Origin of the sequence: Psychrobacter coccoides (assembly GCF_017498085.1) — a bacterium.
Lineage (GTDB): Bacteria > Pseudomonadota > Gammaproteobacteria > Pseudomonadales > Moraxellaceae > Psychrobacter > Psychrobacter coccoides.
The window spans coordinates 161,922-183,241 of the sequence record NZ_JAGBKM010000002.1; the positions used below are offsets into that span (position 1 = coordinate 161,922).

The 21,320-nt window shown below is 42.9% G+C and carries 36 protein-coding genes; 34 read left to right on the forward strand and 2 right to left on the reverse strand.

Going from position 1 to position 21,320, the window contains the following annotated elements:
• The first annotated feature begins 410 nt into the window (after positions 1–410).
• From rpsJ to rplQ, 28 genes are all read left to right on the forward strand, one after another.
• Entirely contained in the window at positions 411–722 is a 312-nt protein-coding gene (rpsJ, locus tag J3492_RS02180; RefSeq protein WP_169393475.1) for a 30S ribosomal protein S10, read from the forward strand.
• 49 nt (positions 723–771) lie between these two features.
• A complete protein-coding gene (rplC, locus tag J3492_RS02185; RefSeq protein WP_207989300.1) occupies positions 772–1,410 on the forward strand; it encodes a 50S ribosomal protein L3 in 639 nt (212 codons plus the stop codon).
• A 14-nt stretch (positions 1,411–1,424) separates the two neighbouring features.
• On the forward strand, positions 1,425–2,027 hold the full coding sequence (gene rplD, locus J3492_RS02190) for a 50S ribosomal protein L4 (protein ID WP_207989302.1): 603 nt from the start codon (positions 1,425–1,427) through the stop codon (positions 2,025–2,027).
• On the forward strand, positions 2,024–2,374 hold the full coding sequence (gene rplW / locus J3492_RS02195; RefSeq protein ID WP_207989304.1) for a 50S ribosomal protein L23: 351 nt from the start codon (positions 2,024–2,026) through the stop codon (positions 2,372–2,374). The genes rplD and rplW overlap by 4 nt, the downstream gene beginning before the upstream one ends.
• Positions 2,375–2,385: 11 nt before the next feature.
• Positions 2,386–3,216 carry a 50S ribosomal protein L2 gene (rplB, locus tag J3492_RS02200; RefSeq protein ID WP_207989306.1) on the forward strand — a complete coding sequence of 277 codons (831 nt, stop codon included), beginning with the start codon at positions 2,386–2,388 and terminating at the stop codon, positions 3,214–3,216.
• Positions 3,217–3,228: 12 nt separating this feature from the next.
• Entirely contained in the window at positions 3,229–3,504 is a 276-nt protein-coding gene (gene rpsS, locus J3492_RS02205) for a 30S ribosomal protein S19 (RefSeq protein ID WP_058368265.1), read from the forward strand.
• Between the two features lie 10 nt (positions 3,505–3,514).
• Positions 3,515–3,844: a 50S ribosomal protein L22 gene (gene rplV, locus J3492_RS02210; protein ID WP_021813373.1), complete on the forward strand. Its 330-nt coding sequence runs from the start codon at positions 3,515–3,517 to the stop codon at positions 3,842–3,844.
• A gap of 3 nt (positions 3,845–3,847) precedes the next feature.
• Positions 3,848–4,570 (forward strand): 30S ribosomal protein S3, encoded by a 723-nt coding sequence (rpsC, locus tag J3492_RS02215; RefSeq protein WP_207989308.1) that lies wholly within the window; start codon positions 3,848–3,850, stop codon positions 4,568–4,570.
• 3 nt (positions 4,571–4,573) lie between these two features.
• The gene (gene rplP, locus J3492_RS02220; RefSeq protein WP_207989311.1) at positions 4,574–4,987 is read left to right on the forward strand and encodes a 50S ribosomal protein L16; all 414 of its coding nucleotides are present in this window, start codon (positions 4,574–4,576) and stop codon (positions 4,985–4,987) included.
• Complete coding sequence (rpmC, locus tag J3492_RS02225) at positions 4,987–5,184, forward strand: 50S ribosomal protein L29 (protein ID WP_207989314.1); 198 nt, start codon at positions 4,987–4,989, stop codon at positions 5,182–5,184. Before rplP ends, rpmC begins: the two co-directional genes overlap by 1 nt.
• Positions 5,181–5,456 carry a 30S ribosomal protein S17 gene (rpsQ, locus tag J3492_RS02230; RefSeq protein WP_207989316.1) on the forward strand — a complete coding sequence of 92 codons (276 nt, stop codon included), beginning with the start codon at positions 5,181–5,183 and terminating at the stop codon, positions 5,454–5,456. The genes rpmC and rpsQ overlap by 4 nt, the downstream gene beginning before the upstream one ends.
• A gap of 182 nt (positions 5,457–5,638) precedes the next feature.
• The gene (gene rplN, locus J3492_RS02235) at positions 5,639–6,007 is read left to right on the forward strand and encodes a 50S ribosomal protein L14 (protein WP_207989318.1); all 369 of its coding nucleotides are present in this window, start codon (positions 5,639–5,641) and stop codon (positions 6,005–6,007) included.
• An 8-nt stretch (positions 6,008–6,015) separates the two neighbouring features.
• Positions 6,016–6,333 (forward strand): 50S ribosomal protein L24, encoded by a 318-nt coding sequence (gene rplX, locus J3492_RS02240; protein WP_207989320.1) that lies wholly within the window; start codon positions 6,016–6,018, stop codon positions 6,331–6,333.
• Between the two features lie 21 nt (positions 6,334–6,354).
• Positions 6,355–6,891 carry a 50S ribosomal protein L5 gene (rplE, locus tag J3492_RS02245; RefSeq protein WP_207989322.1) on the forward strand — a complete coding sequence of 179 codons (537 nt, stop codon included), beginning with the start codon at positions 6,355–6,357 and terminating at the stop codon, positions 6,889–6,891.
• 12 nt (positions 6,892–6,903) lie between these two features.
• Positions 6,904–7,209: a 30S ribosomal protein S14 gene (gene rpsN, locus J3492_RS02250; protein WP_207989330.1), complete on the forward strand. Its 306-nt coding sequence runs from the start codon at positions 6,904–6,906 to the stop codon at positions 7,207–7,209.
• An 11-nt stretch (positions 7,210–7,220) separates the two neighbouring features.
• Complete coding sequence (gene rpsH, locus J3492_RS02255; RefSeq protein ID WP_207989332.1) at positions 7,221–7,619, forward strand: 30S ribosomal protein S8; 399 nt, start codon at positions 7,221–7,223, stop codon at positions 7,617–7,619.
• Positions 7,620–7,836: 217 nt separating this feature from the next.
• Positions 7,837–8,370, forward strand: coding sequence for a 50S ribosomal protein L6 (gene rplF, locus J3492_RS02260; RefSeq protein WP_207989334.1), 534 nt, complete (start codon positions 7,837–7,839; stop codon positions 8,368–8,370).
• Positions 8,371–8,381: 11 nt separating this feature from the next.
• Positions 8,382–8,732 carry a 50S ribosomal protein L18 gene (rplR, locus tag J3492_RS02265; RefSeq protein WP_207989336.1) on the forward strand — a complete coding sequence of 117 codons (351 nt, stop codon included), beginning with the start codon at positions 8,382–8,384 and terminating at the stop codon, positions 8,730–8,732.
• Between the two features lie 2 nt (positions 8,733–8,734).
• Positions 8,735–9,241: a 30S ribosomal protein S5 gene (gene rpsE, locus J3492_RS02270; RefSeq protein WP_207989339.1), complete on the forward strand. Its 507-nt coding sequence runs from the start codon at positions 8,735–8,737 to the stop codon at positions 9,239–9,241.
• Between the two features lie 20 nt (positions 9,242–9,261).
• A complete protein-coding gene (gene rpmD, locus J3492_RS02275) occupies positions 9,262–9,441 on the forward strand; it encodes a 50S ribosomal protein L30 (protein ID WP_201588105.1) in 180 nt (59 codons plus the stop codon).
• On the forward strand, positions 9,441–9,881 hold the full coding sequence (rplO, locus tag J3492_RS02280; RefSeq protein ID WP_207989341.1) for a 50S ribosomal protein L15: 441 nt from the start codon (positions 9,441–9,443) through the stop codon (positions 9,879–9,881). Before rpmD ends, rplO begins: the two co-directional genes overlap by 1 nt.
• Before the next feature lie 19 nt (positions 9,882–9,900).
• Entirely contained in the window at positions 9,901–11,232 is a 1,332-nt protein-coding gene (gene secY / locus J3492_RS02285) for a preprotein translocase subunit SecY (RefSeq protein ID WP_207989494.1), read from the forward strand.
• 31 nt (positions 11,233–11,263) lie between these two features.
• On the forward strand, positions 11,264–11,380 hold the full coding sequence (gene rpmJ, locus J3492_RS02290) for a 50S ribosomal protein L36 (protein WP_025644371.1): 117 nt from the start codon (positions 11,264–11,266) through the stop codon (positions 11,378–11,380).
• Positions 11,381–11,638: 258 nt separating this feature from the next.
• The gene (gene rpsM, locus J3492_RS02295; RefSeq protein ID WP_207989343.1) at positions 11,639–11,995 is read left to right on the forward strand and encodes a 30S ribosomal protein S13; all 357 of its coding nucleotides are present in this window, start codon (positions 11,639–11,641) and stop codon (positions 11,993–11,995) included.
• 20 nt (positions 11,996–12,015) lie between these two features.
• Positions 12,016–12,405 carry a 30S ribosomal protein S11 gene (gene rpsK, locus J3492_RS02300; protein ID WP_058368279.1) on the forward strand — a complete coding sequence of 130 codons (390 nt, stop codon included), beginning with the start codon at positions 12,016–12,018 and terminating at the stop codon, positions 12,403–12,405.
• 48 nt (positions 12,406–12,453) lie between these two features.
• Positions 12,454–13,095 carry a 30S ribosomal protein S4 gene (gene rpsD / locus J3492_RS02305; RefSeq protein WP_207989351.1) on the forward strand — a complete coding sequence of 214 codons (642 nt, stop codon included), beginning with the start codon at positions 12,454–12,456 and terminating at the stop codon, positions 13,093–13,095.
• Between the two features lie 81 nt (positions 13,096–13,176).
• Positions 13,177–14,184, forward strand: a complete 1,008-nt coding sequence (locus J3492_RS02310) for a DNA-directed RNA polymerase subunit alpha (RefSeq protein ID WP_207989353.1) — start codon at positions 13,177–13,179, stop codon at positions 14,182–14,184.
• A 19-nt stretch (positions 14,185–14,203) separates the two neighbouring features.
• The gene (gene rplQ / locus J3492_RS02315) at positions 14,204–14,563 is read left to right on the forward strand and encodes a 50S ribosomal protein L17 (RefSeq protein WP_207989355.1); all 360 of its coding nucleotides are present in this window, start codon (positions 14,204–14,206) and stop codon (positions 14,561–14,563) included.
• Positions 14,564–14,638: 75 nt separating this feature from the next.
• Here the strand turns inward: rplQ and J3492_RS02320 are convergent, their stop codons facing one another.
• Entirely contained in the window at positions 14,639–15,259 is a 621-nt protein-coding gene (locus J3492_RS02320; protein ID WP_207989357.1) for an L-threonylcarbamoyladenylate synthase, read from the reverse strand.
• A 457-nt stretch (positions 15,260–15,716) separates the two neighbouring features.
• The gene (locus tag J3492_RS02325) at positions 15,717–16,514 is read right to left on the reverse strand and encodes an elongation factor P hydroxylase (protein ID WP_207989359.1); all 798 of its coding nucleotides are present in this window, start codon (positions 16,512–16,514) and stop codon (positions 15,717–15,719) included.
• Between the two features lie 156 nt (positions 16,515–16,670).
• Between J3492_RS02325 and J3492_RS02330 the strand changes: the two genes are divergently transcribed.
• From J3492_RS02330 to lysM, 6 genes are all read left to right on the forward strand, one after another.
• Positions 16,671–17,267, forward strand: a complete 597-nt coding sequence (locus J3492_RS02330) for a YceD family protein (RefSeq protein ID WP_207989361.1) — start codon at positions 16,671–16,673, stop codon at positions 17,265–17,267.
• A gap of 325 nt (positions 17,268–17,592) precedes the next feature.
• Positions 17,593–17,775, forward strand: coding sequence for a 50S ribosomal protein L32 (gene rpmF / locus J3492_RS02335; RefSeq protein WP_207989362.1), 183 nt, complete (start codon positions 17,593–17,595; stop codon positions 17,773–17,775).
• A gap of 444 nt (positions 17,776–18,219) precedes the next feature.
• Positions 18,220–19,188 carry an ACP S-malonyltransferase gene (gene fabD / locus J3492_RS02340; protein ID WP_207989365.1) on the forward strand — a complete coding sequence of 323 codons (969 nt, stop codon included), beginning with the start codon at positions 18,220–18,222 and terminating at the stop codon, positions 19,186–19,188.
• A complete protein-coding gene (gene fabG, locus J3492_RS02345; RefSeq protein WP_207989367.1) occupies positions 19,185–19,913 on the forward strand; it encodes a 3-oxoacyl-ACP reductase FabG in 729 nt (242 codons plus the stop codon). Before fabD ends, fabG begins: the two co-directional genes overlap by 4 nt.
• A gap of 220 nt (positions 19,914–20,133) precedes the next feature.
• Positions 20,134–20,370 (forward strand): acyl carrier protein, encoded by a 237-nt coding sequence (gene acpP / locus J3492_RS02350; protein WP_207989369.1) that lies wholly within the window; start codon positions 20,134–20,136, stop codon positions 20,368–20,370.
• Positions 20,371–20,780: 410 nt separating this feature from the next.
• The gene (gene lysM / locus J3492_RS02355; protein ID WP_207989372.1) at positions 20,781–21,290 is read left to right on the forward strand and encodes a peptidoglycan-binding protein LysM; all 510 of its coding nucleotides are present in this window, start codon (positions 20,781–20,783) and stop codon (positions 21,288–21,290) included.
• Positions 21,291–21,320: the final 30 nt, after the last annotated feature.

Consider the following 21,320-nt stretch of genomic DNA (forward strand, 5'->3'; position numbering starts at 1 on the left):
GAAAGGTTAATATGTCCTCATGATGATGTCTATAAAGCTTGATTTTTCTGTTGAGTCAGGGGCCTATAAAGGTGGTTTGTAGAGAATTATTATCGATAAATGTTCTAAATATTGCTGTTGCAATCAAATGTATTGTCTGTATAATATACACCACTGAATTATGAGCGTCTGCCAAAATATGCAGCCGCTGTTACAGCTAGAGCATCGTTTCTAGCACTATTTCATTATGCCTTTGCTGACATCCATAACATGGGAGGGTTGGCGGGGCTTTAAATTATTTTGCTTTTAGCACGCTGCTCGTTCTATCACAAGAATATTAAGCCGCTTGAAGTAAATCTTAAACCAAACGGCTTTTGGTCATCAACTTGCACAGCAAGAATGACGAAAGCACATATTAGGAGCTTGCTGGCATGGCTAACCAGAGAATCCGTATCCGACTCAAATCTTTTGATCATCGTCTGATCGATCAGTCGGCCCAAGAGATTGTCGATACTGCAAAGCGCACTGGTGCGCAAATTTGTGGTCCTGTACCGTTGCCGACTCGCATTGAGCGCTTCAACGTTCTAACCTCGCCACACGTCAATAAAGACGCTCGTGATCAGTACGAAATCCGTACTCACAAGCGCATGGTTGATATCGTACAACCTACTGACAAAACTGTGGATGCGCTGATGAAGTTAGATCTAGCGGCGGGTGTTGACGTTCAAATTGCTTTGGGTTAATGCACTTTAAACACCCAACCCATTAATAGAAGATATAAAGAGGTTAAAAATGGCGATCGGTTTAGTCGGTAAAAAATGCGGCATGACCCGTATCTTCACTGAAACAGGCGCATCTATCCCTGTTACAGTGGTTGAGGTCGATGCAAACCGCATTACTCAAGTAAAAAACACTGATACAGATGGCTATCAAGCTATCCAAGTCACTACAGGTACACGTCGTGACAACCGTGTTACTGCTGCACAAAAAGGTCATTTCGCCAAAGCTGGCGTAAAAGCAGGCCGTGGTGTTTGGGAATTTCGTGCCAATGATTCTGACCTTGAAGGTTATGAGATTGGTGGTGAGATCCTAGCTGACCTGTTTGAAAAAGGTCAGATGGTTGATGTCACAGGACAGAGTAAAGGTAAAGGCTTTCAAGGCGGTGTAAAACGTCACAACTTTAGCATGCAAGATGCTACTCATGGTAACTCAGTATCTCACCGTGTTCTTGGTTCAACTGGTCAAAACCAGTCGCCAGGAAAGGTATTTAAAGGTAAGAAGATGCCAGGTCAGATGGGTAATAAGCGTGTAACCGTTCAAGGCCTAGAAGTGGTCTCGGTTGATGCCGAAAAGGGGTTACTTGTCATCAAAGGCGCTATCCCAGGTGCCACCGGTGGCGATGTTATCGTACGTCCGTCAATCAAAGCCTAAGCAAGGGGATTAACGTGGATTTAAAAACAGTTACAGGTGCGGCGGTTGAGCTATCTGATACGGCTTTTGGCCGTGAATTCAACGAAGCATTAGTGCATCAAGTCGTCACCGCATATCTTGCTGGTGCTCGCCAAGGCACACGTGCTCAAAAAACCCGTGCCGAAGTTTCTGGCGGTGGCATCAAGCCATGGCGCCAAAAAGGTACTGGTCGCGCTCGTGCAGGCTCTATTCGTAGCCCAATCTGGCGTTCAGGTGGTCGTGCATTTGCTGCAAAACCACAAGACTGGTCACAAAAAGTTAACCGCAAAATGTATCGCGGTGCTATGCAGTGCATCCTAGCCGAACTAGTGCGTCAAGAGCGTCTGGTATTGGTAGAAGAATTGAGTGTTTCTGCACCTAAGACCAAAGAGCTGATCGCAAAGTTAAGTGATTTGAATGCACCACGTGCATTAATCGTCACCAAAGAAGTCGACGAAAACTTATACTTAGCAGCCCGCAACATTCCACACGTCAATGTACTAGGTACATCTGAAGTGGATCCAGTGAGCTTGATCGCCTTTGATAAAGTGGTCATGACAGTTGAAGCTGCGAAACAATTTGAGGAAGCACTAGCATGAATAACGCAAGACTTTATCAGGTCTTAAGAGGGCCTGTATTCTCAGAAAAATCTCAAATGCTAGGTGACTCACTTGGTGTGCAAGTATTCAAAGTTGATACTGAAGCCACTAAGCGTGAAATCAAAAAGGCAGTTGAGTTAATGTTTGAAGGTGTTGAAGTCACTAAAGTGAACACCTTAAATGTTAAAGGTAAGACAAAGCGTTTTGGTCGTACTGTAGGTCGTCGCAATGACTATAAAAAAGCCTATGTCACCTTAAAAGCTGGTCAAGATGTACAAATGGCTGATGCTGGTGAAGAAGTAGTGAACACTACTGATTCTACTAGTGAAACAGCGAACAACGAATAAGGATTAAAATCATGCCTATCGTAAAAGCAAAGCCAACATCACCAGGCCGTCGTTTTGTTGAAAAAGTGGTGCATCCACACCTTTACAAAGGTCGTCCTTATGCACCGCTTGTTGAATCAAAAGGCAAGTCAGGTGGTCGTAACAACAATGGTCGCATCACTACTCGTCATATTGGCGGTGGTCATAAGCACCATTATCGTGTCATTGACTTCAAACGTACCAAAGACAATATTCCGGCGACTGTAGAGCGTATCGAATACGATCCTAACCGTACGGCACACATTGCTCTTCTTAAGTATGCTGATGGTGAGCGTCGCTATATCATCGCTCCAAAGAAGCTAGCTGCAGGCGATACTGTACAGTCAGGTGAAGGCTCTCCAATCCGCCCAGGTAACTGTTTGCCGCTAAAAAACATCCCATTGGGTACTGTGATCCATAATATCGAGCTTAAAATCGGTAAAGGCGCACAGATGGCTCGTTCAGCGGGTGCTGGTGTACAGCTACTAGGCCGTGACGGTATTTATGCGATTCTTCGTCTGCGTTCAGGCGAGACACGCCGTGTACACGTCAACTGCCGTGCAGTCATTGGTGAAGTATCAAACAACGAAAATAACTTGAAATCACTTGGTAAAGCCGGTGCTTCTCGTTGGCGCGGTGTCCGCCCATCCGTTCGTGGTGTGGCGATGAACCCTGTTGATCACCCACATGGTGGTGGTGAAGGTCGTGTTAAGGGTCGTCATCCAACCAGCCCTTGGGGTCAGAAGTCTAAAGGACTTAAAACGCGTCATAATAAGCGTACTGACAGTATGATCATCCGCCGCCGTCGCGCCAAGAAGAAATAAAGGAAGAGTTTCATGCCTCGTTCATTGAAAAAAGGTCCATTCATAGATGCGCATCTGTTTGCCAAAGTTGAGAATGCTATTGACACCAACTCACGCAAGCCCATTAAAACTTGGTCGCGCCGCTCGATGATCCTGCCACAAATGGTTGGCCTAACTTTATCTGTCCATAACGGCCGTACTCATGTACCGGTTATCGTTAGTGAGCAGATGGTTGGTCATAAACTAGGTGAATTTGCCCCGACTCGCACATATCGCGGTCATGGCATTGACAAGAAAGCTAAGAGATAAGGTGCTTACCATGGAAGTAACTGCAAAATTACGCGGTGCCGCCATCTCGGCACAGAAAGTTAGACTCGTTGCTGATGAAGTTCGTGGCAAATCGATTGAGCGTGCTTTGGATATCCTAACGTATAGCAATAAAAAAGGCGCGGTATTTGTTAAGAAATGCCTTAACTCAGCCATCGCCAATGCCGAACATAACCACGGCTTAGATATTGATGACCTAAAAGTTGCCACTATCTATGTTGATGAAGGCATTACGCTAAAGCGTATCCTACCACGTGCAAAAGGTCGCGCTGATCGTATTAGCAAGCGTACCTGTCACATCACTATAAAGGTAGGAGAATAAGTTATGGGTCAAAAAGTACATCCAATCGGAATTCGTCTTGGTGTTATCAAAAAGCATAATGCAAACTGGTATGCTGATCCTAAACAGTATTCAGAATACCTTATTAACGATATCCAAGTTCGTGAATATCTACGCAAAAAGCTAGATAACGCTATGGTTAGCAACATCACCATCGAGCGTCCTACTGGCGCTGCTAAGATTACCATCGCCACTGCGCGCCCTGGTATTGTTATCGGTAAAAAAGGCGAAGACATCGAAAGACTTCAAAAAGAATTGACCAAAATGATGGGCGTACCTGCTCAGGTCAATATCGAAGAAATCACCTCGCCTGATCTTGATGCCCGCTTGGTAGCAGATGGCATCGCCAGTCAGCTTGAGCGTCGTGTTATGTTCCGTCGTGCCATGAAGCGTGCGGTACAAAATAGCATGCGTTCTGGTGCTAAAGGTATTAAAGTTGAGTTGTCTGGTCGTTTAGGCGGCGCTGAGATTGCTCGTACTGAATGGTACCGTGAAGGTCGTGTGCCATTGCATACATTCCGCGCTGATATTGACTATGCGTCAATTCGTGCAGAAACAACTTACGGCACCATCGGTGTTAAAGTTTGGATTTTCCGTGGAGAAATCCTTGACGGTATGAACAGTGTGTACAACCCCGTCAACGAAGAGAAGCCTCGTGCGCCAAAACGCCGTGGTCGTGGAAACCGTCGAAACTCAGACAGAGGTTAAACTATGTTACAGCCAAAACGTACCAAGTTTCGTAAAATGCACAAGGGTCGTAACACTGGGCTAGCTCATCGTGGAAGCACCATTGCATTCGGACAAATTGGTCTAAAATCTTTGACTCGTGGTCGTATGACTGCCCGTCAAATTGAAGCAGCACGTCGTACCATTACTCGTCGCATTAAGCGTGGTGGTAAGATTTGGATTCGTGTCTTCCCAGACAAGCCCATTACCAACAAACCATTAGAAGTACGTATGGGTAAAGGTAAAGGTCCTGTAGAGTACTGGGTATGCGAAATCAAACCTGGTAAAGTGCTATATGAAATCGAAGGGGTCTCAGAAGAGCTTGCTCGCGAAGCCTTAACGCTTGCTGCAGCAAAACTGCCCTTTAAAACTACCATTGTTAAGCGGACGATAATGTAATGAAGATCAGTGAATTACGTGATAAATCATTAGAAGAACTGACTCAGTTACTTGATGAAAAGCAACTAGATGCTTTCCGTATTCGTATGGCTAAAGCAACAGGTCAGTTGGGTAATACTCATGAAGTCAGAAGCAATCGTCGTACGATTGCCCAGATTCAGACTTTGATTAACGAGAAACAACGAGGCGACGCATGAGCGATAACAATCAAACAGACCAACAGGTTAGCGTATTGACAGGACGAGTTGTCAGCGACAAGATGGACAAGTCCATCACGGTTTTGATTGAACGTCTGGTTCGTCATCCTTTGTATGGCAAACAACTTCGTCGTTCTACCAAAATCAAAGCCCATGATGAAAACAATGTCTGCCAACAAGGTGACCTTGTCCGCATCAAAGAAACGCGTCCAATCTCTAAAACTAAGTCTTGGACTTTAGTTGACGTGGTTGAAAAAGTAGAAAAAATCTAAGTAAATTGCATTAAAAGCCAGAAGCTGTTAAAATAGCCGCCTTTTTAAGGATGCTGATTGCGCCGAGCGTGGATCAACTACATTAAGAGTAAGCTGCGGTTATTTGTATTAAAATGCCGACTACTCATACTGTGCTAGCGGCAGCAACTGGTTTTTATTGCTCATACGTGTGGAGTAACGCTATGATTCAGGTTGAATCTATGCTGGAAGTTGCAGACAATAGCGGTGCAAGACGAGTCCAGTGCATTAAAGTACTGGGTGGCTCTCATCGTCGTTATGCATCTGTCGGCGATATTATCAAGATAACGGTTAAAGAAGCCATTCCTCGCGGTCGTGTCAAAAAAGGCGACGTGATGAATGCGGTAGTTGTACGCACCAAAAAAGGCGTTCGTCGTCCGGATGGTTCAGTGTTACGTTTTGATGACAATGCTGCGGTATTGTTGAACCAAAACAAAGCACCGATTGCAACTCGTATTTTTGGACCGGTAACTCGTGAACTACGTGGTGATCAGTTTATGAAAATTGTATCACTAGCACCAGAAGTATTGTGAGGTAACCTATGTCAAAATTACGTAAAGGCGATACAGTTATCGTGATTGCTGGTAAAGATAAAGGCAAGCAAGGCACTGTGTTGGCTGTAAAAAACGATCGTATTAAAGTTGAAGGTATCAATATTGTCACTAAACATCAGAAGCCAAACCAGGCAACTGGCGTAGAAGGTGGTATTGTTAAGCAAGAGGCTTTTTTGCATATTTCAAATGTCGCAATTTATAATGCGCAAACCCAAAAAGCAGACCGTATTGCTTACCAGTTGAATGAAGAAGGCAAGAAACAACGTGTCTATCGTTCAAACGGTGAAGTAGTGGCGACTGCGTAAGACACTAAGGGTGTAATGGTAATGGCAAGATTAAAATCTTTATATAACGATAAACTAAAGCAGCAAATCAAAGAAGAGCTTGGTTTAGACAACGTGATGCAAGTGCCTAAAGTCACTAAAATCACACTAAACATGGGTGTTGGTGGTGCGTCTCAAGACAAGAAAATCCTTGAAGGTGCCGTAGCGGACATGACGGCCATCGCTGGTCAAAAACCTGTTGTCACCAAAGCACGCAAATCAGTTGCTGGTTTTAAAATTCGTGAAGAATGGCCAATTGGCTGTAAAGTAACGCTACGCGGTGAGCAAATGTACGAATTTTTAGATCGTCTCATTGCCATTGCGATTCCTCGTATTCGTGACTTCCGTGGTTTTTCACCTAAAGCCTTTGACGGACGTGGTAACTACTCATTGGGTATTAAAGAACAAATCGTATTCCCAGAAGTAGACTTTGATAAGATTGATCGTATTCGTGGTATGGATGTGACTATCACTACGTCAGCTAAAACTGATGATGAAGGTCGTGCGTTGCTTAAAGCTTTCGGCTTCCCATTTAAATAAGGTAAAGACGTTATGGCAAAGAAGAGCATGATTAATCGCGAACTAAAACGCGAGAAAATGGTAGCTAAGTATGCTGAAAAGCGTATGAAGTTAAAAGAAATCATCAGCGATATGAATGCAAGCGATGAAGAACGTATGGATGCAATGTTAGAGCTACAAGCTCTACCACGTAATGCGTCACCTGTACGTCTACGTAACCGCTGTGCTGTCACTGGTCGTCCTCATGGTTACTACCGTAAGTTTGGCTTATCGCGCAATATTTTGCGTGAGCGAGTCATGCAAGGTGATGTACCTGGTGTTCGTAAAGCAAGCTGGTAAGGAGTAACTACATGAGTATGCAAGATACCGTTGCGGACATGCTAACCCGCATTCGTAATGCGCAAATGGCTAATAAAGTGTCCGTAGCTATGCCAAGTTCAAAGCTTCGTAAGTCAATCGCTGATCTATTGGTTAGTGAAGGTTATGTAGCTAGCGCTGTTGTTACTGAAGAAGATAACAATAAAGCGACACTATCTATTGAATTGAAATACTTCGAAGGCAAACCCGTCATCGAAACGCTTCAACGTTACAGCCGTCCTGGTTTACGCCAGCATCGCGGTAAAGACGCTATCCCTACTGTTAAGCAAGGTATGGGTGTTGCTATCGTATCTACTAGCCAAGGCATCATGAGTGATCGTGCTGCACGTGCTGCTGGTATCGGTGGTGAAATCGTTGCATTTGTTGCTTAATTAGCAGTGTGACGATTACAGTCTATTTGTACCCTTTAAATTAGTATGGCTTAACTTATTTAATATTAAGTTATACTAAGATAACTAGCATATTGTTTAGTAAGATCAATTAGATTACTAGTGTTATGTGGGGTCAATTATGCTAAACTAGCAGGCTTTTTGGCCTGTTAGTTTTTTCGCCAATAAAAGCAAGTTAATTTTTTTAAGGAATATTCCTATGTCTCGTGTGGCTAAAGCCCCAGTAGCACTGCCTAACGGTGTAAGTGTTACTTTGAACGATCGGCAGGTCGAAGTGAAAGGCAAGAACGGCAATATGTCTTTACGCCTGCATGAATTGGTCGAGCTAAAACAGGAAGATGATGCAATTCTTCTCTCACCTGTAGCCGATTCAAAAGAAGCGATGATGCACACTGGCACCATGCGCGCTCTGCTTAACAACTATGTTACAGGCGTCAACGAAGGCTTTGAAAAACGTCTTCAACTGATCGGTGTTGGTTATCGTGCGCAAGTCTCTGGTAATAAAGTAACCCTAAATGTGGGTTACTCGCATCCAGTAGACTATACGCTACCTGAAGGTGTGACTGCTGAAACCCCAACGCAAACTGAAATCGTTTTAAAATCGAACGATAAGCAGCAGCTTGGTCAAGCAGCGGCTAAAATCCGTGGATTCCGCCCACCAGAGCCTTATAAAGGTAAAGGTATTCGCTATAGCGACGAACATGTGATTCGTAAAGAAGCTAAGAAAAAATAAGGTGAGTTGAAATGTTTGATAAAAAAGCAGCTCGTCTGCGTCGAGCTAAGAAAACCCGCGCGCATATCCGTCATCTAGGCGTTCATCGTCTGACGGTTAACCGCACGCCGAAGCACATCTATGCCCAGATTATCTCTCCGAATGGTAGTGAAGTGATCGCTCAGGCATCTACCTTAGACGGTAGCTTGCGCTCAGGTGCAACTGGTAATGCTGATGCAGCAACGTCTGTAGGTCAAATGATCGCAGAACGCGCAAAAGCCGCTGGCATCACTAAGGTTGCCTTTGACCGTAGTGGTTTTAAATATCATGGTCGAGTAAAAGCTTTAGCTGAAGCTGCTCGCGAAAATGGATTGGAGTTTTAATCATGGCGAGAAATGATAAAAATGAACAGACCGATGGTCTAGTAGAGCGCTTGGTCACAGTTGACCGTGTTGCAAAAGTGGTTAAGGGTGGTCGTATCTTCTCTTTCACTGCACTAACCGTAGTCGGTGATGGTAATGGTCGTGTTGGTTTTGGTCGTGGTAAAGCACGAGAAGTGCCTGCTGCTATTCAAAAAGCACTAGAAGCCGCTAAGCGCAACATGATTACTGTTGAACTCGATGGTGCAACTTTATTTCACCCAATCAAAGCACGTCATGGTGCGAGTAAAGTCTACATGCAGCCTGCCTCTGAAGGTACTGGCGTAATCGCTGGTGGTGCTATGCGTGCTGTATTAGAAGTTGCGGGTGTAAAAGATGTTTTAACTAAATCTCATGGTTCTACCAACACAGCGAACGTTGTCCGTGCAACATTCAATGGTTTACGTGATATGTCAACTCCAGAAAAGATGGCAGCGAAACGTGGTAAATCTGTAGACGAAATTTTGGGCTAACTTAGAGTAGGTGAGTTACGATGAAAAAAATGAAAGTCACTCAAATAAAATCCGGTGCCCATCGCCTTAAGAGCCACAAAGCGAGCTTAAAAGGATTGGGTTTACGCCGTATTAACCATACTGTTGAAGTCGAGGATACTCCTTCAACCCGTGGTATGGTAAATCGCGTCAACTACATGGTAAAAGTGGAGGAAGCGTAATGGGACTTAGATTAAATGAATTATCACCAGGCGTTGGTGCAAAGAAAACTGCTCATCGCCGTGGTCGTGGTATCGGTTCAGGTCTTGGTAAAACTGGCGGCCGTGGTATGAAAGGTCAGAAGTCACGTTCAGGTTCTAGCATACGCTCTGGATTTGAAGGTGGACAAATGCCATTATATCGTCGTCTACCAAAATTTGGCTTTACCAGTAAAATGGCATTGACGACTGCAGAAGTTCGTTTGTCTGAACTGAATAAAGTTGAAGGTGATGTAGTCAGCGTAGACACGCTTAAAGCGGCTAATGTTATCCGTCACGATATGAAGCGTGCTCGTATCATCTTATCAGGCGATGTCACCAAAGCTTATACCTTTAAAGGTGTTAAAGTGACTAAAGGCGCTAAGCAAGCAATCGAAGCTGCTGGTGGTAGCATCGAGGAGTAGTAACGTGTCAAAGCAATCAATGTCATCGGCTGGTATTCCGCTCAACCCTTTTGCATTTATACGTAAGTATGATGAATTATGGTCGCGTTTACTGTTCTTAATCGGCGCATTGATTGTTTATCGTTTAGGGTCGCACATTCCTGTTCCCGGTATTAATCCGGTAAATTTGGCAGATTTGTTTTCGCGTAATGAAAATACTATCTTAAGCATGTTTAATATGTTTTCTGGTGGTGCGCTTGAACGAATGTCAATTATGGCGCTTGGCATTATGCCATATATATCGGCGTCAATTATTGTACAAATGATGTCAGCAGTCGTACCGTCGCTTGAAGCACTCAAGAAAGAGGGTGAAGCAGGGCGACGCACGCTAAACAAGTATACCCGTCAAGGAACACTTGCATTAGCGTTAGTACAGTCATTAGGAATGAGTGCAGGTCTTATCAGTCAAAACCTGACACTATCTACCGGTCTAACCTTTTATATTCCCGCTGTTACTTCACTGGTAGCAGGCGCTATGTTCTTAATGTGGCTTGGTGAGCAGATTACAGAACGTGGGGTTGGTAATGGGATCTCAATGCTGATTTTTGCCAGTATTGTGGCCGGTATGCCAGGTATGATTTCGCAGTCTATCGAGCAGGTCAATCAAGGTCAGATGAACTTGATTGTATTGTTTATCTTTGTGGTATTGGGCATCGCAGTTACAGCGGGTATCGTTTATATTGAACGTGCTCAGCGCCGCGTCCCGGTGAACTATGCACAGAAACAGCAACAAGGTCGCAAGATTTATGCACAGCAGCAGTCGCATTTGCCGCTGAAAATAAATATGGCCGGGGTAATCCCAGCTATCTTCGCCAGTTCATTGCTTTTGTTTCCAGCAAGTTTAGGTCAGTGGGTTGGTCATTCGGCAGATCCTACTTTTACCCAAAAGATATTACAAAACATGGCCTTAGTGTTGTCTCCTGGACAGCCTTTGTATCTGGTTTTATTTGGTGCAATGATTATCTTCTTTTGCTATTTTTATACGGCATTAGTCTTTAGTCCTCGTGAAGTTGCTGAAAACCTTAAACGTAGTGGTGCGTATATTCCAGGTATTCGCCCCGGACAACAAACTCAGCGTTACCTTGATCATGTACTAAATCGATTAACCTTTATTGGCGCGATATACATGACGGTTATTTGTTTAATGCCCATGGTCATACAATCAGCATTTGGTGTGCCGTTTAATCTCGGTGGTACGTCGTTACTGATTATGGTGGTTGTGGTAATGGACTTCATCTCGCAGATTCAAGCGCATCTGATGACCCACCAATATCATGATCAGACATTAATTCAGTCGCCCACTCAACCTTAAATGAGCGGTGTGATATCTCAAGGAGCATGCTATGAAAGTTCAAGCATCAGTTAAGAAGATTTGTGGTAGCTGCAAAATTGTACGCCGTAAAGGCCGTGTACATGTTATTTGCACAGCAGAACCTCGCCACAAGCAACGTCAAGGCTAATAAATAATAGAAGACAGCATAACGCTTGTTCTATTTATTTAAATAATACTTGAAAAATAATGGCGGATGCGATATCATCCGCCACTTGCCGTAGTTTATACTGTTATATTTTATGGTTTAGACTTATTGCCCCACTTGTTTGTCAAGTCGATGTAATAATAATAGCGATAGATATACTGGTATTGACAGCAATGAATCTAAAAGATAATGCATTATTTATAGTAAATAGCGCTTATTTTTTTTAATGGAGAGAAATCAATGGCTCGTATTGCCGGTGTCAACATTCCGGATAATAAGCATGCTGTTATTTCACTAACTTACATCTTTGGTATCGGCCGTACCACTGCTCAGAAAATTCTTGAGACAGTGAACATTACGCCTACTACTAAGATCAGTCAGTTAGATGATACACAGTTAGATGCTATCCGTGCAGAAGTTGCTAATTTTATGACTGAAGGTGACCTTCGTCGTGAAGTTTCAATGAATATTAAGCGTTTGGTCGATTTGGGTTGTTACCGTGGCATCCGCCATCGTCGTAACCTACCTGTTCGTGGCCAACACACGAAAAACAATGCGCGTACTCGTAAGGGTCCACGTAAAGCACTTAAAAGATAATTAACTTAGGAAGCTAAAAGATGGCTAAAGACACTCGTAGTCGCAAAAAAGTGACTCGTCGTTCAGTATCGGAGGGCGTCGCCCATATCCATGCGTCTTTTAATAACACCATTGTGACAATTACCGATCGTCAAGGTAATGCATTGGCTTGGGCCACTTCAGGTGGACAAGGCTTCCGTGGTTCACGTAAATCTACACCATTTGCAGCTCAGGTTGCAGCAGAGGTTGCTGGTAAAGCGGCTCAAGAGTATGGTGTTAAGAATATCGACGTTTTGGTCAAAGGACCAGGACCGGGTCGTGAGTCTGCGGTAAGAGCACTAGGTGCATTGGGTTATAAAGTAAACAGTATTTCTGATGTAACCCCAATCCCACATAATGGTTGCCGTGCGCCGAAAAAGCGCCGCGTCTAATATTAAAGACGAAGCTTTTTATCCCAGAAGCTTATAGGAGACATAACAATGGCCCGCTATATTGGACCAAAACTCAAATTATCACGTCGTGAAGGTACAGACTTAGGCCTTAAGTCTGGTGTTAAGCCATACGATGTAAAAACAAAGAAAGCCGCTCGTCCACCAGGTCAGCATGGCGTTAGTCGTAACAAGAGTTCAGAGTACTCTCTACAGTTGCGTGAGAAGCAGAAAGTTAAGCGCATTTATGGTGTACTAGAGCGTCAGTTTGCCAACTACTATAAAGAAGCTGCTCGTAAGCGTGGTGCTACTGGTGAAAACCTACTAGCCATGCTAGAAAGCCGTCTAGACAACGTGGTATATCGCATGGGCTTTGGCTCAACACGCGCTGAAGCACGTCAGCTAGTCAGCCACCGTGCTGTTATGGTAAAAAAAGCCGGCCGTGATGAGTTTGTTCGTGTGAACATTCCTTCAATTCAGTTGCAAGATGGCGATGTCATCGCTATCCAAGAGAAGGCTCGTGAACAACTACGTATCAAAAACGCTATTGAACTGGCGTCTCAACGTGGTATTCCAGAGTGGCTAGATGTTGATCACAGCAAATTGCAAGGTACGTTTAAACAAGCACCTGATCGTATTGATCTGCCTGCGGAAATCAACGAAAGCTTGATCGTTGAGCTATACTCTAAATAAATGACGTACCGCTCAATATCATAGTGATGGTATTGAGCAATTAACGTTAATTAAATCAGTTAAATAATTCGAGGTGACAACATGATGCTAAATGCAACTGAGTTTCTAACGCCAAATGCCATTAACGTGGATACGGTTAATGAAACGATTGCGAAAGTCACGCTCGAACCGTTAGAACGCGGCTTTGGGCATACCTTAGGGAATGCTTTGCGTCGCATCTTGTTATCTTCATTACCTGGCGCTGCAGTCATTGAAGCTGAGATTGATGGTGTTGACCATGAATACTCAACGCTTGAAGGCATGCAAGAAGACGTACTTGACCTGCTTTTGAACTTAAAAGGCTTGGCCATTACCCTTCATGACCAAAATGAAGTATTTTTGACCTTGGATAAACAAGGTCCAGGCACTATTACTGCAGCAGATATTACTTTGCCGCATAATGTAGATATTACCAATCCAGATTTGGTATTAGGTACATTGAGTGAGCGTGGGCATCTAAAGATGCGTCTACGTGTAGTAATGGGTCGTGGATATGAGCCAGCAAATCAGCGCCGTGAAGATGGTGACACTAAAGCAATTGGCCGCTTAAAGCTTGATGCAAGTTTTAGTCCAGTGCTTCGTGTTGCTTATGATGTTGAGAACGCACGTGTTGAACAGCGTACCGATCTTGATCGTCTTATCATTGAGCTTGAAACTAATGGCACTATTGATCCAGAGGAAGCAATTCGTAAAGCAGCGACTATTTTACAACAACAGATTTCTATCTTCGTTGATTTAGAAGCTGAAGAAGCGCCTGAGCCTGTGAAAGAAAAAGAAGAGGTTGACCCAGTGCTATTACGCCCTGTGGATGATCTTGAACTAACGGTTCGCTCAGCCAACTGTTTGAAAGCTGAAAACATTTACTATATCGGTGATTTGGTACAACGTTCAGAGACTGAACTACTTAAAACCCCAAATCTTGGTAAGAAGTCATTAACCGAAATCAAAGACGTACTAGCGTCTAAAGATTTAGAGCTTGGTATGCGCCTAGACAATTGGCCACCAGCTGATCTACGTGTTGATGATCGTTTCTCTTATCGTAGCCGTTAAACTTTAAGGATATTTGACCATGCGCCATCGTAAGAGTGGAGTCAAGCTGGGTCGTACCAGCAGTCATCGTAAGGCAATGTTCCAGAACATGACCAACTCACTGTTTGAGCATGAACTGATCAAAACAACATTGCCAAAAGCTAAAGAATTACGCCGCGTTGCTGAGCCGTTGATTACTTTAGCAAAAGAAGACAGCGTTGCTAATCGCCGTTTAGCATTTAGCCGTATGCGTAGTAAAGATATGGTAGGTAAATTATTTGGTACGCTAGGTCCTCGTTACCAAACGCGTCCAGGTGGCTACCTACGTATTGTTAAGTGCGGTCACCGTGATGGTGATAATGCGCCTATGGCTTATGTAGAATTAGTAGATCGTGACTAATTTATAAGCAATTTGAATTTAGTATAAAAAAGCGCCAATTTAGTTGGCGCTTTTTTATGTTTACGTATCGCTGTCTTATAGCAGTAGGGATTCTACCTCACCTGCGCCTTCACGAATCACTTCAGGATGCCCACTAGTCATATCAACGATGGTCGTCAGCTTAGTGGTTTTAATACCTGCATTGATGAGACCATCAACTTGATTGCTCAATAAGTCTTCAATTTCGAAAGGATCGTCTAAGATGTTATCAGAGTTAGGCAAAATTAATGAGCTGGTTAAGATGGGCTCGTCCATAGCTTCTAATAGAGCTTGAGCGATAGGGTTGCTAGGTACACGAATACCAATCGTTTTTTTCTTAGGATGCGCCAGTTTTTTTGGTACGTCTTTGGTAGCATTTAATATAAACGTAATAGGCGCAGGGGTGTGTGACTTTAGTTGTTTAAATTGCTGATTATCAACGGTTGCATAAGTTGCAATCTCGCTTAGATCACGACAGAGCAAGGTAAATTGATGTTTGTCATCCAACTCACGTATGAGCTTGAGCTTCTCGAGAGCGTCCTTTGCGCCTAGGCGACAGCCAAAAGCGTAGCTAGTATCGGTTGGGTAGATAAGTAACTTATCATTGCGTAATAAATCTGCTGCCTGTTCAATAAGTCGAGGTTGTGGGTTGTCTGGGTGGATATAAAATGTTTGCATATCGCCTCCTTGTTGATGTGCTTATTGTTATGTTTATTTATTGAATATATTTAGAAGTAACCTGCTCCTATATTAGGGTTTGTCCTCATTTTAAAAATGGAGATAAAAATGAGATAAATTGCCGTCAAACGAGGAAAATAGCGCAGATAATATCGGGATATTACCTAGCTATTTAACGCTGTTTGACAAAATTTAGCCATTTTTAGCCCATTTAGGTATCCTTCGATTGAATTGAGGACATGCCCTAGTATACCTCGAACATAAGCGCACACTGTATAGCTTTGCTGTTAAACAACACAATAAGTAAAGTAAGTAGAACCAATGAGAGATATGGTTAATATCCTTTAAGATGGGTGAGTGCTACTGGTACGAACGTCACACAGCCACTATCGAAGTAAGCACAAAATGCAAGAGAAGGGCATACCAGCAGTATATGTATAGTATGGGCCAGTTTTATTTAGGATTGACTATAAGGGCAGATGTTGATCCAAAGAAGGGCCCACAATAAAACTTTTGCGTCACGAGGTAGTGTTTGTGGCACTTGGATATATTGCAATGCTTGCTGATAAACATCAGCAGCAAAAGTACTGGTTGTGGTATCAAAGTCAGCAAACAAGTTATCCTGAGAGACCTGAAAGTGTCGTTTGCAAGCAAGCGTAAAGAGACATTCTAATGCTTGCGGTTTAATTTCGAGCTGCTCAAAAGCTTGTTGTTGTGCTGCATTGCGGCCATCTGGTGCATACCAATAACCATAGTCAGGCAGTTGTCTACGTTTCTTGCCAGCGATGCACCAATGGCTTAATTCATGCAAGGCGCTTGCAAAAAACCCATGGGCAAATTCAATACGGGCAGGGCTGTTGTTTTTTGCAGGAAAATACTCTGGTTCTTTATCTCCTCGCACCAGCTCAACGTTTTGCTCAGAGAACAATTGATTAAACAAAGAAATCAGCCAGTCGCTGATGGCTGATTCGTAGTCATGTTGTACTTGAGCATTGAGTGTGGTGTCAAAGATGCTTGCTTGACTGTGATACTCAGCATTGATGATTTTCCATTGCTGCTGAGCTGATGTCAGATAGGGTTTGATCCTTTTATCATAAGCAATATCGGTGACATCATCAGTGATTATGCTAGCGTGCTCTGTCTTTGGGATACTAGAGGTAAAGCCTTGTAATTCACTGAGACTATTAAGTAAAGCGACTGACTGATCTGAGGTTAATAAAGCAGTAAAGTCATGGTTGTCCATTGTAGATATCATAAAAAGGGTCGTTTTCTATAAAGTATGCTGTCATTAGTATGACGTCGTTAAATCATCAGTGCCAATAATCTTAACATACTAGCGCTAGCGTCATATCATGCTTTCCGTTAGTATTGCAGGCAACATTATACATCGTTTGGATATATGAGGTACCGCATGTCAAACAATCAAAAAAACACAATATCATCAGATCATGCAGCTGATACCACCTCTGCTACAAGCTTTACGAATATGCCTGAGAGCATTTCATTAGATAAATGGGCCGACAGTGGGTTTGACTGGCAAGGCAAGGTCATGCCAGCTGACCTTGAACGTTTAGCGACATTGCTAAGTACAGAGCGTGAGCAGCAAAGCCTACAGCTGAGTATAAATCTTTATCGTCATAATAATATATTGCATCTGTCTTTTAAGCTACAAGGAGAGGTGTGGTTGACATGTCAACGTTGCTTGCAACCGGTTGCCATAGATCTTACCGATGATTATGATATTGCCTTACTCAATGATGATAGCCAAATTCGTCTCATTGATGAGGAGCAGGATCATTTGTTGTTAGATGAAGTCATTCCTACGCAGGCCCTCGAACCTATGCTACCATTACAAAAACTGGTGGAAGATGAGATGCTGCTTAAGATACCCATGGCACCGAAACATGATGATTGTGAAATGGCAGTGACACAGGTTGGTGAAATACCGGAAGAAGAGGAAAAAGAAAACCCCTTTGCAGCATTGGCTGCATTAAAGGGCAAATTGTAACGCTGAATAGATTAGAGTAGGCTCTGTTACACAGACTCTAAGCATATCAATGCAGTTTTTTACGGGCTTTATGCATAACAATGATGAGCAGGGCTTTATTAATTCATTAAACATGCGTATAATGTCCGGTTTATTGCATTCTGGCAACAAGCTGCTTGCAGGTAAAAGTTAACTGAACTGTCTGTTTTTGGTTAATTATTTATAGCTGCATTTAGCAAACCATTTAATGATGCGTCAGACTTAGGTTGTGGTGATTAAATAGCCTCTGTCAGTATCGATTAAAGCTGAATTTTAAGCTTATCCCTTTAAGTATAGGAGCTATATCATGGCTGTTCAAAAAAGTCGTAAAAGCCGTTCGCGTCGTGACATGCGCCGTTCACACCATCATATGAGCGTGGCTGAGCTAAGCGTAGACGCTACCACTGGTGAAAAACATCGTCGTCATCATATGACTAAAGACGGTTTTTATCGTGGTCGTCAAATGTTTAAGGTAAGTCAAGACGCTTAAACGCTATTGAGTAGGTAAGGTGATACGTTGATAGTCGATGACCAAAACAAGTTAACGCGATAACAGTTACTTATTTGGTTTAATTGTCTATTAATGCCATCCCAATACTGCCTGTAGATATTAAGTCTTAGACTGACAAGAGCCAAGTTATTTTGCTGCTTTCATGTAGCCAGATAGCTTGGTTTTTTGTTATTTACGATATGCCTTTTATCATCTGCTTATGAATAGCTGGTTTAACAGTCATAATATAAATATAATAATGCTCTACATGAGTTGTATTATTCAGTTTACACGACTATCTATACGCTATTGGCTATAAAAGTGCTGTCCAAGAGTGTATAGTTTGATAGTAATCAGCTATGATTGATGACAGATTATTATCATTTCATACAACAATACCCAATTTACTTCAGGGATATTTCCAATTATTAAGGAATATTGGTTATGGCATCTGCACCCGATACAACCACTGCACAAAAACCTCGTATTGCAGTAGTATTTCCTGGACAAGGTTCACAAGTGGTCGGTATGACTGCTGAACTTGCTGAACTTTATCCAGAAATTCGTGACACGTTTGCTGAGGCAAGTGAAGCTTTAGGTGAGGATTTATGGGCAATCTGCCAAGATGAGGCGCTACTGAACCAAACACAATATACTCAGCCAGCGCTATTAACAGCCAGCATGGCGATATGGCGTATTTTACAACGCAAATTGGACAAAGCCCCTCATTATCTGGCTGGGCACTCATTGGGCGAATACAGTGCTCTCTGTGCTGCTGGTGTCATCAGCCTTCCCGATGCGGTACGTCTAGTCCATCAGCGGGGACAGTTGATGCAAGACGCTGTCGTCGGTATTGAGACTGCTATGGCTGCTGTACTAGGACTTGAAGACAATAGAGTGCAAACCCTATGTGAGCAGGCAACAGAGCATGTTGATGATGCCATCGTTGATGCGGCGAATTTCAATAGCCCCGGTCAGGTCGTCATATCAGGTAATGCTATCGGGGTGAGTGCTGTTATTGATAAAGTACAAAATACAGGAAAAAAAGCCATTCCCTTAAAAGTCAGCGTACCTTCTCATTGTGCATTAATGGCGCCAGCCAGCCAAGCTTTGAGTGAAGCATTAGCAGCGATTCAGTTTGATCAGGCAACCATTCCTGTGATACAAAACCGCCATGCTCGTGTAGAGACCAGTGCTCAAGGTATTAAGCAAGCGCTTACTGAGCAACTGAGTGAGCCTGTGCTTTGGTCAAAAACAATGCAAGAGTTGGCAGACAAGCAAATAACTATTTTAATTGAGTGTGGCAGTGGTAATGTATTAAGTAATCTGGCCAAGCGTCAAGCTCAGCCAATTCCAAGCTATCCTGTAGACAAGCCTGCTCGCATGGACAAACTGTTGGAGGTGTTATCATGAGTCGAACAATCGTTTTAGTCAGCGGCGCCAGTCGTGGTATTGGTAAAGCAGTAGCGAAGCGTTTCGCTAAAGAAGGGCACTTCGTTATTGGTACGGCGACTACAGAAAAAGGCGCTGCATTGATTGATGAGTATTTACATGATGCCGGCGGTATCGGACGGGTATTAGATGTTCGTGATGGTGAGCAGATTGATAAGTTGTTTGAAGAGATCGAGAGCGTTTATGGCGCGGTACAAGTCTTAGTAAATAATGCGGGTATTACTCAAGACGGTTTACTGATGCGTATGAAAGATGAAGATTGGGAAAGTGTGGTTGATACCAACCTGACTTCAGTTTATCGCATGAGTAAGCGCGCAGTACGAGGCATGATGAAAGCCCGCCGTGGTCGCATTATTAACATCAGTTCAGTTGTGGCAAAAATGGGCAATGCAGGGCAGTCTAATTATGCAGCGACCAAAGCTGGAGTTGAAGGCTTTAGTCGGACGCTTGCGCGCGAGATTGGCTCACGTCAGGTGACTATCAATTGTGTAGCACCAGGCTTGATTGAAACGGATATGACAGATGAGCTAGATGAGCGTCTGCTCAACTCAATGTTAGATGCTGTGCCTATTGGACGTTTAGGACAACCAGAAGACATTGCAGCAGCGGTACTGTTTTTGGCCAGTGATGAGGCCAGCTATATCACAGGTGCAGTGATCCCAGTCAATGGTGGTATGTATATGTAGCACTAGGCCATTCTTAGTTATATAGACATGGCCGCTTGATTTACATTTGAATAATAAAAAACTGTGTGAACGAGTGTAAACTATATTAATTACTGCTATAATAGTGAATGATTTTTTATCGTTAGACTATATTCGTCAGTACAGACTAAACCATCAGCTGGCAATGCAGTTAAATATTTATAAACAAACGTAAAGCTTATACAAAAAGGGAGTGATCTTTATGAGTAATGATATTGAGTTAAGAGTAAAGTCTGCTGTAGCAGAGCAATTGGGCATGAATGTTGAAGACGTTAACAACGATGCCTCTTTTATGGAAGACTTGGGCGCAGACTCACTAGACCTAGTTGAGCTAGTTATGTCATTTGAAAGTGATTTTGGTATCACTATTCCTGATGAAGACTCAGCAGAATTAACAACAGTCCAAAAAGCAATTGACTATGTGCAAGCTCAACTGTAATCAATCGCTATTAACCTACTTTTTACGATAGAGATACTGTTAACCGCTAGATATCAGTAACATTCTGAGTATGCAGTAGTGGGTTTCTGAGACCGTCTGTCTAAGTGATAGGCGGTTTTTTTATGGCTATTACAATGTGATTGTAGGCTGTGTTGTCTCATAATATAGTGAGGCTTTGAAAAATATCAGCTGCATTAAAAAGAAGATATAACTGAGATTGCTTCAGTCAGTTTTCGTAAGTGAGCGGTTTATTGATTAACATAAGTGATGTGAATTTAACATTATTCAACATACTATCTACTATGTAGGCGTTCTGGCTTTGTTATACTCATAAGGAGTAGCGATAACGACTGTTATCACTACTACAATTAAAATAATCTATAAATAATAATACTTTAAGGAGAGATTATATGGGTATATTTAGTTTTGCCAAAGACATTGGTGATAAAATATTTAACCGTGATGATGACAAGCATGATGCAAAATCAGAAACTCATGCAGATGCTAACACACCTGCAAAAGAGAATGAGCCATCAGCACAGTCGGTTGCTAATATCTTGCTACGCCGTATTCAACAGCAGAATCTTAATATCAGCAATTTAAAGGTCAAATACAATGGCTCAACAGATACTGCCGAGATTAGCGGTAATGCTAAGACCCAAGCTGACCGTGAAAAAGCCATTATCGCTATTGGTAACGTACAGCATGTAGCTAAAGTCATTGATAATATCAGTATCGAAGAAGCTGCGCCTGAGTCGACCATGTATACGGTAAAATCTGGTGACAGTTTGTCTAAGATTGCACAGGAGGTATATGGGTCAGCGAATGATTATATGAAGATATTTGAAGCAAATAAGCCGATGCTGTCTGACCCTGATAAAATCTATCCTGGTCAAGTATTACGTATTCCTAAGGCTTAATCGCTCTTAGAGTAACTTGATACTTAGTAC

Coding starts and splice junctions, on each gene's coding strand:
- J3492_RS02320 (WP_207989357.1), bottom strand. CDS start 15,259: ATGCAAACATTTTATATCCACCCAGACAACCCACAACCTCGACTTATT.
- rpsK (WP_058368279.1), top strand. CDS start 12,016: ATGGCTAAAGACACTCGTAGTCGCAAAAAAGTGACTCGTCGTTCAGTA.
- rpmJ (WP_025644371.1), top strand. CDS start 11,264: ATGAAAGTTCAAGCATCAGTTAAGAAGATTTGTGGTAGCTGCAAAATT.
- rpmD (WP_201588105.1), top strand. CDS start 9,262: ATGAAAAAAATGAAAGTCACTCAAATAAAATCCGGTGCCCATCGCCTT.
- J3492_RS02310 (WP_207989353.1), top strand. CDS start 13,177: ATGATGCTAAATGCAACTGAGTTTCTAACGCCAAATGCCATTAACGTG.
- J3492_RS02325 (WP_207989359.1), bottom strand. CDS start 16,514: ATGATATCTACAATGGACAACCATGACTTTACTGCTTTATTAACCTCA.
- rpsJ (WP_169393475.1), top strand. CDS start 411: ATGGCTAACCAGAGAATCCGTATCCGACTCAAATCTTTTGATCATCGT.
- rplQ (WP_207989355.1), top strand. CDS start 14,204: ATGCGCCATCGTAAGAGTGGAGTCAAGCTGGGTCGTACCAGCAGTCAT.
- lysM (WP_207989372.1), top strand. CDS start 20,781: ATGGGTATATTTAGTTTTGCCAAAGACATTGGTGATAAAATATTTAAC.
- rpsC (WP_207989308.1), top strand. CDS start 3,848: ATGGGTCAAAAAGTACATCCAATCGGAATTCGTCTTGGTGTTATCAAA.
- rpmF (WP_207989362.1), top strand. CDS start 17,593: ATGGCTGTTCAAAAAAGTCGTAAAAGCCGTTCGCGTCGTGACATGCGC.
- rpsQ (WP_207989316.1), top strand. CDS start 5,181: ATGAGCGATAACAATCAAACAGACCAACAGGTTAGCGTATTGACAGGA.
- fabG (WP_207989367.1), top strand. CDS start 19,185: ATGAGTCGAACAATCGTTTTAGTCAGCGGCGCCAGTCGTGGTATTGGT.
- rplR (WP_207989336.1), top strand. CDS start 8,382: ATGTTTGATAAAAAAGCAGCTCGTCTGCGTCGAGCTAAGAAAACCCGC.
- rpmC (WP_207989314.1), top strand. CDS start 4,987: ATGAAGATCAGTGAATTACGTGATAAATCATTAGAAGAACTGACTCAG.
- rplF (WP_207989334.1), top strand. CDS start 7,837: ATGTCTCGTGTGGCTAAAGCCCCAGTAGCACTGCCTAACGGTGTAAGT.
- secY (WP_207989494.1), top strand. CDS start 9,901: ATGTCATCGGCTGGTATTCCGCTCAACCCTTTTGCATTTATACGTAAG.
- rplE (WP_207989322.1), top strand. CDS start 6,355: ATGGCAAGATTAAAATCTTTATATAACGATAAACTAAAGCAGCAAATC.
- rplW (WP_207989304.1), top strand. CDS start 2,024: ATGAATAACGCAAGACTTTATCAGGTCTTAAGAGGGCCTGTATTCTCA.
- J3492_RS02330 (WP_207989361.1), top strand. CDS start 16,671: ATGTCAAACAATCAAAAAAACACAATATCATCAGATCATGCAGCTGAT.
- rplN (WP_207989318.1), top strand. CDS start 5,639: ATGATTCAGGTTGAATCTATGCTGGAAGTTGCAGACAATAGCGGTGCA.
- rplO (WP_207989341.1), top strand. CDS start 9,441: ATGGGACTTAGATTAAATGAATTATCACCAGGCGTTGGTGCAAAGAAA.
- fabD (WP_207989365.1), top strand. CDS start 18,220: ATGGCATCTGCACCCGATACAACCACTGCACAAAAACCTCGTATTGCA.
- rpsH (WP_207989332.1), top strand. CDS start 7,221: ATGAGTATGCAAGATACCGTTGCGGACATGCTAACCCGCATTCGTAAT.
- rpsN (WP_207989330.1), top strand. CDS start 6,904: ATGGCAAAGAAGAGCATGATTAATCGCGAACTAAAACGCGAGAAAATG.
- rplC (WP_207989300.1), top strand. CDS start 772: ATGGCGATCGGTTTAGTCGGTAAAAAATGCGGCATGACCCGTATCTTC.
- rpsM (WP_207989343.1), top strand. CDS start 11,639: ATGGCTCGTATTGCCGGTGTCAACATTCCGGATAATAAGCATGCTGTT.
- rplV (WP_021813373.1), top strand. CDS start 3,515: ATGGAAGTAACTGCAAAATTACGCGGTGCCGCCATCTCGGCACAGAAA.
- rpsD (WP_207989351.1), top strand. CDS start 12,454: ATGGCCCGCTATATTGGACCAAAACTCAAATTATCACGTCGTGAAGGT.
- rpsS (WP_058368265.1), top strand. CDS start 3,229: ATGCCTCGTTCATTGAAAAAAGGTCCATTCATAGATGCGCATCTGTTT.
- rplB (WP_207989306.1), top strand. CDS start 2,386: ATGCCTATCGTAAAAGCAAAGCCAACATCACCAGGCCGTCGTTTTGTT.
- rplP (WP_207989311.1), top strand. CDS start 4,574: ATGTTACAGCCAAAACGTACCAAGTTTCGTAAAATGCACAAGGGTCGT.
- acpP (WP_207989369.1), top strand. CDS start 20,134: ATGAGTAATGATATTGAGTTAAGAGTAAAGTCTGCTGTAGCAGAGCAA.
- rplX (WP_207989320.1), top strand. CDS start 6,016: ATGTCAAAATTACGTAAAGGCGATACAGTTATCGTGATTGCTGGTAAA.
- rpsE (WP_207989339.1), top strand. CDS start 8,735: ATGGCGAGAAATGATAAAAATGAACAGACCGATGGTCTAGTAGAGCGC.